The organism is Rhodoplanes sp., assembly GCF_013377085.1.
Lineage (GTDB): Bacteria > Pseudomonadota > Alphaproteobacteria > Rhizobiales > Xanthobacteraceae > Rhodoplanes.
The window spans coordinates 55,575-62,689 of sequence record NZ_JACAAX010000039.1 but is presented as its reverse complement, the minus strand read 5'-3'; the positions used below and the strand labels follow the sequence as shown (position 1 = coordinate 62,689).

The window sequence follows — 7,115 nt, the reverse complement described above, 5'->3', positions numbered from 1 at the left end:
ACAAGGGCTGCCGGCTGATCACCCTGTTCCCGGCCGAGGAGCTGCCGATCGCCGGAAAATGGTGAGGCGGCGACGGTCCGGCCTGCGTCTCGGCTCCGGCCGGGGCGCGCGCCGCGACGTCCGCGCCGCCTTGTGCACGAGGCCGGCGCCGATCGCCGCGCGGCGCGAGCCGCCTGGTCAGGCCCCGGATTCCCGCGTTTCCGCGCAGGCCATGGCCAGGACCCGCAGGGCCCGGTGCAGCGCGACGCGAACGGCCCCTTCCGTCATGTTCAGCCGTTGCGCGGTCTCCCGCACGCTGGAGCCGTCAATCGTCACCGCGCGAACGATTTCCCGTTGGGAGTCGCGCAGCCGGCCGATCAGGCGCCCGACATCGTAGGCCGGCAGGCATTCCGTTTCTTCCGGTGCCGGCAGTCTCTCCATCACGTCCTCCAGCGGAATGATGACGTGGCGGCCGCGCCGGCGCAGCGTGTCGATCAGCTTGTTGCGGACGATGGTCGAGAGCCACGGCCCGAGCGGACGCGACTGGTCCCAGGTGCCGCCCTTGAGATGGATGGTGAGCAGCACGTCCTGGACGATGTCCTCGACATCGCAGACGCGGGCGCCGAAGCCCTGACAGTCGTGACGAACCATCGAGCGCAGCGTCGGGGTCACGGCGGCGAGAAACGAACGATAGGCGAGGGCGTCGCCGGCCAATGCGGCCTTCATCCATGTCGCCCACTGCTGATCCGCCCGCGGGGCGCGTGCCCCGGCACGGCGTCCGCGATCGTCGGGGCGCGGGTTTGATCCTTGCAGCATCGAAACGGTCGGCTCCCTCCGTCGACAGGCTCTGTCTGTAACGGCGCCGGACCGCGACCGGAAATACCGCCGCGCTATGGATTCGATAGCGAACCGGTATTTCAAAGACCGTGCTGCTGCGACCTAGGTTGGCGGGTCCATCCGATCCACGGAACAACGCTTCACGGAGAATCGCCATGTCCTTCGCCAAGATTGCCCTTGTGACTTTGGCTCTGAGCGCCGCCCCGACCATCGCGGCGCATGCCCAATCGTTCTCGTCCGAACTGGGGTCCGGCAACCTCGTCATGATCGACTCCGCCGGCCAGCTCAAGACCATGCAGCTCACCGAGGCCGGCATGACCATGGTGATGAAGGGAGCCAGGAAGCTCCCGGCCGGCACGCTGATCGTCCGCAGCGGCAGCAGCTTCTACGCGATCAAGGACAAGCGCATGGGCGACGGCCGGATGATGTCGAGCGTGCTGACCGATCCGGCGAAGGGCTACATCCGGTAAGGTGTCGCGCGGCACCGGCTCCGCGTCACCACCGGCCGACCCGACGGGCCGGCCGGTGGTGACGATGGATCATCTGTGCCGTGGTGCCCAGGCCGGCGCTGCTCACCGGCACTGCTCACCCGCACCGCCTACCGGCACTCCTGGGCGACGCGGTCGAGCGCCTGGGCGAGGCCCTTCAGGACATAGACGTCGGTCGAGCCGGTGCCGCGCGCCGACACGCCCTTGATGACGGCGTCGCCGGCGCGGCGCAGCGACTCGATCAGGCGCGGCTCCTCGGCGGCGTTCTTGATCCAGCCGCCGTCGGCCTGGGTGTACATGGCGAAGCTGGCGCCGCCGACCTCCAGCGAGGCGTCGGCGTTCGGCTTGAAGCCGTAGCCGAAGATCACCGAGATCTCGTCCTTGACCCGCTCGGACGGGCGCGACGACACGAACAGGAAGGTCGGGTCGCGCGGCCGGTTGGGCGGGTCGGTGTCGGCCTTGCTCGGCTTGGCGAGCGCGAAGCACACTTTTCGGCCGCCCGGGCTCGCCGTGTAGGCGCCCCATCCGCCGAACTGGCCGAGCAGTTGCGGCTGCACGCCGCCCGTCATCGAAGCCGGCGGCTGAGCCGGGGCCGGCGCGGTCGCGGCGGGCCGCGGCGCCGGCTTCGGCTTGGGTGGCTGGGCCGGACGCGGCGCCGCCGGCGCGCTCGGCGCGGCGGGCTGCTGGGCGGCGGCGGGCGAGAAGGCCGCGAATGTCAGCGCCAGCGCGGTCGCCAGCGGAAGAGTGAGGAGAGCAGTGAGCCGGCGAACGGTCGTGCCCCGGACGGTCGTCATCGGTCCTCGCTCGGACAAGCCTGGCTCCGAAACGTCTGCACCCGCCCCCGCGGACGGGCCGCTGCGAACATCGTATCCCATTATCAGCCCACCACAATCCCGTGCGGCCGGCATGCTACTCCAAGCCGCGACGGGCGCCTAGGGCGCCGTCGGCGATTGGCGAGCCGCATGTGTCGAACGCCCCGGCGCCCCCGCGCCGTCATGCCCCGATTCGGGCCTCTCTAGCGCCCCATTTCGTCGAGGGCGTGGCGGGCGGCGGCGCGATGGTCGGGCGACAGATGGGTGAAGAACAGCCGCACCACGGTCGCCAGCACGACGGCATCGTCGGTGAACCCGAGCGCCGGCACGACGTCGGGCACCAGATCGGTGGGCAGCACGAAATAGGCGAGCGCGCCGAACAGCGCCACCCGCACATGATGCGGCGTGGCGCGGTCGAAGGCGCAGTAATAGGCGGCCAGCAGGTCCTCGGCGAACGGCACCTTGGCGACCACCCGCCGGATTTTCGGCCAGAAGCCGCGCCGCACCGTCTCCTCGTCGCGCTTTTCACGCGAATCGGCGGCGGCCGTATCGAGGCCGAATTCCGGATTCCCGAATCCCGCACCGCTGTGGCTCATCGCTTCGTCCTCGACCGGCGGCCCTGCGCGCCGTCCCTTGAAGGTTGCCCCTAGAGTTGGGTACACGGCGCCCGAACGCAAGCCGCCCGACCGGGGGTCAGCCGCCGCTGCCACCGGCGATCTTGTCCATCGCGGTCGCCAGCGCGATGTCGCGCTCGGTGACGCCGCCGGCGTCGTGGGTCGACAGCGTCACGGCGACGGTCTTGTAGACGTTCGACCATTCGGGGTGATGGTCGAGCTTCTCGGCGGTGAGCGCGGCCCGGGTCATGAACCCGAACGCGGCGTTGAAGTCGGCGAACGTGAAGGTCTTGGCGATGGCGTCGCGCCCGGCCACCTCCTGCCAGCCTGGCAGGCCGGCGAGCGCCTGCCGGCGCCGCTCCTCGGTCAGTCGTTCCGTCATTCTGTCCTCCCGTTCCTCTTCTCCGGCGCATCCGCCGCCGGCCCCGCGTCTGGTGGGCAGGGCTCGGCCATCATATCTGCATCGGAGTCGCCGCGTGCCAGACCGGGCCGGCGACCATCCGGGGAGACGCCCATGCCGTGGTCCGTCAATATCGGGTCGATCGCCGGAACGGCGGTGCGGATCCACGTCACCTTCGTCCTGTTCCTGGTGTGGATCTTCGCAGCGAGCTGGGCGCAGGGCGGCGCCGAGGCGGCGTGGAGCGGCCTCGTCTTCATGGTGGCCCTGTTCGCCTGCGTGCTCGCCCACGAGTTCGGCCACATCCTCGCGGCCCGCGTCTTCGGGGTGGCGACGCCGGACGTGACGCTGCTGCCGATCGGCGGCGTCGCCCGGCTGGAGCGCATCCCCGAGGAGCCCGGCGAGGAGTTCCTGGTCGCCATCGCCGGACCGATGGTCAATGTGGTCATCGCGGCGGCGCTGATGGTGCTGTTCGGCGCCGATCCGTCGATCGGCAACCTCGCCGCGGTGGAGAGCACGACGACCTCGCTCGCCGACAAGCTCGCCGCCGTGAACATCTTTCTGGTGCTGTTCAACATGATCCCGGCCTTCCCGATGGACGGCGGCCGGGTGCTGCGCGCGTTGCTCTCCATCAAGCTCGGCCATGTGCGGGCGACCGAGATCGCCGCGGCGATCGGCCAGGCGGCCGCCTTCGCGTTCGGCTTCATCGGCCTGTTCACCAACCCGATGCTGATCTTCATCGCCATCTTCGTCTATCTGGCCGCCACCTCCGAGGCGCAGCTCGTCGCCATCAGGGCGATGTCGCGCGACGTGCCGGTCTCGGCCGCCATGATCACCGAGTTCGCGACCCTGACGCCGGACGAACCGATCGAGGCGGCGATCGAGACGCTGCTGCGCACCAGCCAGCAGGAGTTTCCGGTGGTCGACGAGGCGCGGCGCCTCGCCGGCGTGCTCAGCCGCGCCGACATGATCCGTGCCCTCAAGGAGGTCGGGCCGCAAGCGCCGGTGGCGACCGTGATGACCACCGAGATCCCGGTGATGAGCCATCGCGGCCGGCTCGAGCAGGCCTTCGCCATCCTGCAGGAGAAACAGAAGCCGGCCGTCGGCATCGTCGACCCGACCGGCCGGCTGGTCGGCCTGGTCACCTCGGAGACGGTCGGCGAGATGCTGATGGTGAGCGAGGCGCTGCCCAAGGGCACGCGCTTCGGACCTTGGGGCCCGGCCGCAGGCGTGTGAGGCAGCGGCTTCCGCGCGGCCGAGCCGAAAACGATACGGGTTCGGCCAACGAAACGCCACGCGCCGTCGCCGCCACGCCGGGTTGACGGCGCTGCCGTGGTCCTGCGAGCCTTGCGCCCGACAAAAAGACCGGGAGCGAGACGCCGATGGCCCTGACCCTCTTCAACGCGCCGCAATCCACCTGCAGCCAGCGGGTGCGGTTCGTGCTCGCCGCCAAGCGGCTCGCCTTCGAGGAGCACCGGCTCGACCTGTTCGCCGGCGACCAGTTGAAGCCGAGCTATCTCGCGCTCAATCCGAACGGCGTCGTGCCGACCCTCGTGCATGACGGCGCCGTGGTGATCGATTCCTCGGTCATCATGGAATATCTCGGCGAGGTGTTTGCCGAAGGGCCGCGCTTCGTGCCGGCCGACCCGGTGGTGCGGGCCCGCATGCGCTCGCTGATGCGCTTCATCGACGAGGTGCCGGCGCCGGCGATCCGGGTGCCGAGCTACAACCTCGCCTTCCTGCCGCACTTCCAGGCGATGAGCGAGGAGGCGTTCCGCGCCATGGCGGACTCCAAGCCGCTGCGCCGCGAGTTCCTGCTCGCCATGGGCCGCACCGGCTTTCCCGAGGCCGAGATGACTCTCGCGGTGAAAAGGCTCGAGCAGACGGTGGTGCGCATGGACGAGGCGATCGCGGCGAGCGGCGGCCCGTTCCTGCTCGGTCGCGATCCGAGCCTCGCCGACATCTCGCTGATGCCCGTGATCGTCCGCATGGACGACATCCGCCTCGCCCGACTGTGGGCCTCGCGGCCGGCGGTCGCGGCCTGGCTCGACGCCATCCGGGCGCAGCCGGCGTTCGGGCCGACCTACTATGCGGGATCGCTGCTCACCGAAAAGTACCCGCATCTGCGCGAGCAGCTCGCCGCCTGCTGAGCCGGCGGGGCGAGGCTGCGGCAGCCGTCCGTTTCACGGTCCGCGGCCCATCAGCTCGCGGTCGGGCTCGCCGAGGTCGCGCTTGTGGAACGGCCGCTCCAGGCCGTAGACGCTGTAGGTGTCGCGGCAGCCCCAGGCCGACGGGTCGACCTCGCCCGGTGCGCCCGCATTGGCAGCCATGATGCGCGCCTTGCAGGCTTCGGTCTCGGCCGCATAGGCGATGGCGTCGAGGCTGTTGCGGCCGTGGCGGAGCGCCTCGTTGAGATGCGTCGCGCCGGCGAGCAGGGCGACGAGCGCCGCGGCGGCCAGGGCCGGTCTCGACCATCGCGGCTCGCCGGATGCGGACGCGGCGACGCGGGCCTGTGCCCAGTATGTCGCGATCAGCACGACCGGTACGATCGATCCCCGCATTGCGAGATTGTTGGCGCCCGAGAAGCTCACCACCACGGTGGCGGCAAGCCAGATCGTGGCGGCGACGGCGCAGCGGCCGAGCGGGCTCTCGAGCGGCGAGGGCGGTGGGCGCAGCGCCAGCCAGGCGAGCCAGCCGACCTCCGCCATCACGAAGGCGGCGGCGAGGCCGAGGCCCGCAAAGCCTGCAGCCGCGCTGCCGAACTGCCCCCGCCATCGCGTGAAGATCAGGAAGAGCCGGAAGCCGCCGGACGAATCCGCGTTGAGATACAGATAAGCGAGCGGCGCCGCGACCACGGCCGCCGCCGCGATCGCGGTCAGGCTCGCGAGAAACGTTCGTCGTCGCACGACGAAGCGCGCGAACAGCGGCGACAGCGCGAAGAGTCCGCCCATGCAGGCGAACACCGACGAGAAGGCCGAGAAGCCGACCAGCAGTCCGGCCGCCGCCATGGCGACCAGCGAGGCGCGCGGCGCCAGCGTTCGCGGCTCGGTCGCGACCACGACGGCGAGCAACAGCGCCATGCCGGAGATCAGATGATGCGGCACCCAGATCAGCAGGGTGGTCAGCGATGAAATCTGGTTGGGGATGCCAAATTCGAGCTGCCACCATTCGGCATGGGCGAGCCAGTCGGCCGGCGTTGCGGCGAGGCCGCCGATCCAGCGGGCCAGCACGGCGATGCCGTCCGGCACGGCGCCGGCGAGAAGGAGCGCGGTGAGCGCCGGGCCGCGCTGCCGTTGCTCGAGCGCATGGCGCAGGAACACGATCAGGATCACGGCGGCGGCGACGCCGAGCAGCAAGGTTCCGGCCCCGTAGGCGATCTTCAGCCACGACACGCCGGCGAGCCCGAACAGCTCGCCCAATGCGGCGGCCGGCATCCAGGCGACGTAATAGAAGTGGAGATGGGTGTCGGGCTGATAGTTCAGCAGCGGCGGAAACCGCGCGCCGTGGACCAGGCTGGCGAGTTCCTGAAAATGCCAGTTGTCGTCGTAGTTGACGGCCGCGCCGAGATGTCCTGTGACATACTGGGCCGTGTAGGGCACCAGGCGGACGAGCTGGATCAGCGCCGCCCAGCCGATCAGTGCGCCCTCGAACCAGCGCGGGCCGCTCGCATCGGCGACCAGCGGCAGCCGGCTGAACGCGACGGCGCCGGCGACGAGCAGCAGCGCGAAAACCGGCGGCAGCAGTCCCGTCGGCAGCCGCAGCGCGGTCATGACCGCGGCCGTGCATACGCTGGCGGCGAGAAGCGCAAGGGCGGCGAGGGCGCTGCGGGCGAGCATCACGGGTCCGCGGGATCGGGTCTCGGGCGCAGGCTACAAGGCGCCGCTTAACGAATCGGGTAGGGCGGTAAGGCACCTCAACCGTCGTGCCCCGCGCAGGCGGGGCACCCAGTACGCCGCAGCTTCCCGATTGGAACATCGACGTCAGTGGA

At 70.4% G+C, this 7,115-nt stretch carries 7 protein-coding genes and 1 pseudogene; 3 read left to right on the top strand and 5 right to left on the bottom strand.

The features are described 5' to 3' along the window. Positions 1-177: 177 nt before the first annotated feature. Positions 178-726: pseudogene (locus tag HXX10_RS22815) on the bottom strand (sigma-70 family RNA polymerase sigma factor); the annotation flags it as partial. 245 nt (positions 727-971) lie between these two features. Here HXX10_RS22815 and HXX10_RS22810 point away from each other — a divergent pair. Further along, complete coding sequence (locus HXX10_RS22810) at positions 972-1,286, top strand: hypothetical protein (protein ID WP_296525560.1); 315 nt, start codon at positions 972-974, stop codon at positions 1,284-1,286. A gap of 128 nt (positions 1,287-1,414) precedes the next feature. On the opposite strand, the gene HXX10_RS22805 is transcribed toward HXX10_RS22810, so the two are convergent. From HXX10_RS22805 to HXX10_RS22795, 3 genes are all read right to left on the bottom strand, one after another. After that, positions 1,415-2,098 (bottom strand): invasion associated locus B family protein, encoded by a 684-nt coding sequence (locus HXX10_RS22805; RefSeq protein ID WP_296525558.1) that lies wholly within the window; start codon positions 2,096-2,098, stop codon positions 1,415-1,417. Positions 2,099-2,319: 221 nt separating this feature from the next. Beyond that, positions 2,320-2,712: a YkvA family protein gene (locus tag HXX10_RS22800; RefSeq protein WP_296525556.1), complete on the bottom strand. Its 393-nt coding sequence runs from the start codon at positions 2,710-2,712 to the stop codon at positions 2,320-2,322. Positions 2,713-2,809: 97 nt separating this feature from the next. Further along, entirely contained in the window at positions 2,810-3,298 is a 489-nt protein-coding gene (locus HXX10_RS22795; RefSeq protein WP_296525554.1) for a 4a-hydroxytetrahydrobiopterin dehydratase, read from the bottom strand. On the opposite strand from HXX10_RS22795, the gene HXX10_RS22790 reads away from it, so the two are divergent. After that, the gene (locus tag HXX10_RS22790) at positions 3,245-4,363 is read left to right on the top strand and encodes a site-2 protease family protein (RefSeq protein WP_296525552.1); all 1,119 of its coding nucleotides are present in this window, start codon (positions 3,245-3,247) and stop codon (positions 4,361-4,363) included. The two genes, HXX10_RS22795 and HXX10_RS22790, sit on opposite strands and share 54 nt — an antisense overlap. A 146-nt stretch (positions 4,364-4,509) precedes the next feature. Beyond that, positions 4,510-5,277: a glutathione S-transferase family protein gene (locus tag HXX10_RS22785; protein WP_296525550.1), complete on the top strand. Its 768-nt coding sequence runs from the start codon at positions 4,510-4,512 to the stop codon at positions 5,275-5,277. A 33-nt stretch (positions 5,278-5,310) separates the two neighbouring features. Here HXX10_RS22785 and HXX10_RS22780 read toward each other — a convergent pair whose 3' ends face one another. After that, the gene (locus tag HXX10_RS22780) at positions 5,311-6,963 is read right to left on the bottom strand and encodes a hypothetical protein (RefSeq protein ID WP_296525547.1); all 1,653 of its coding nucleotides are present in this window, start codon (positions 6,961-6,963) and stop codon (positions 5,311-5,313) included. Positions 6,964-7,115 lie beyond the last annotated feature (152 nt).

Coding starts and splice junctions, on each gene's coding strand:
- HXX10_RS22810 (WP_296525560.1), top strand. CDS start 972: ATGTCCTTCGCCAAGATTGCCCTTGTGACTTTGGCTCTGAGCGCCGCC.
- HXX10_RS22785 (WP_296525550.1), top strand. CDS start 4,510: ATGGCCCTGACCCTCTTCAACGCGCCGCAATCCACCTGCAGCCAGCGG.
- HXX10_RS22780 (WP_296525547.1), bottom strand. CDS start 6,963: ATGCTCGCCCGCAGCGCCCTCGCCGCCCTTGCGCTTCTCGCCGCCAGC.
- HXX10_RS22805 (WP_296525558.1), bottom strand. CDS start 2,098: ATGACGACCGTCCGGGGCACGACCGTTCGCCGGCTCACTGCTCTCCTC.
- HXX10_RS22790 (WP_296525552.1), top strand. CDS start 3,245: ATGCCGTGGTCCGTCAATATCGGGTCGATCGCCGGAACGGCGGTGCGG.
- HXX10_RS22800 (WP_296525556.1), bottom strand. CDS start 2,712: ATGAGCCACAGCGGTGCGGGATTCGGGAATCCGGAATTCGGCCTCGAT.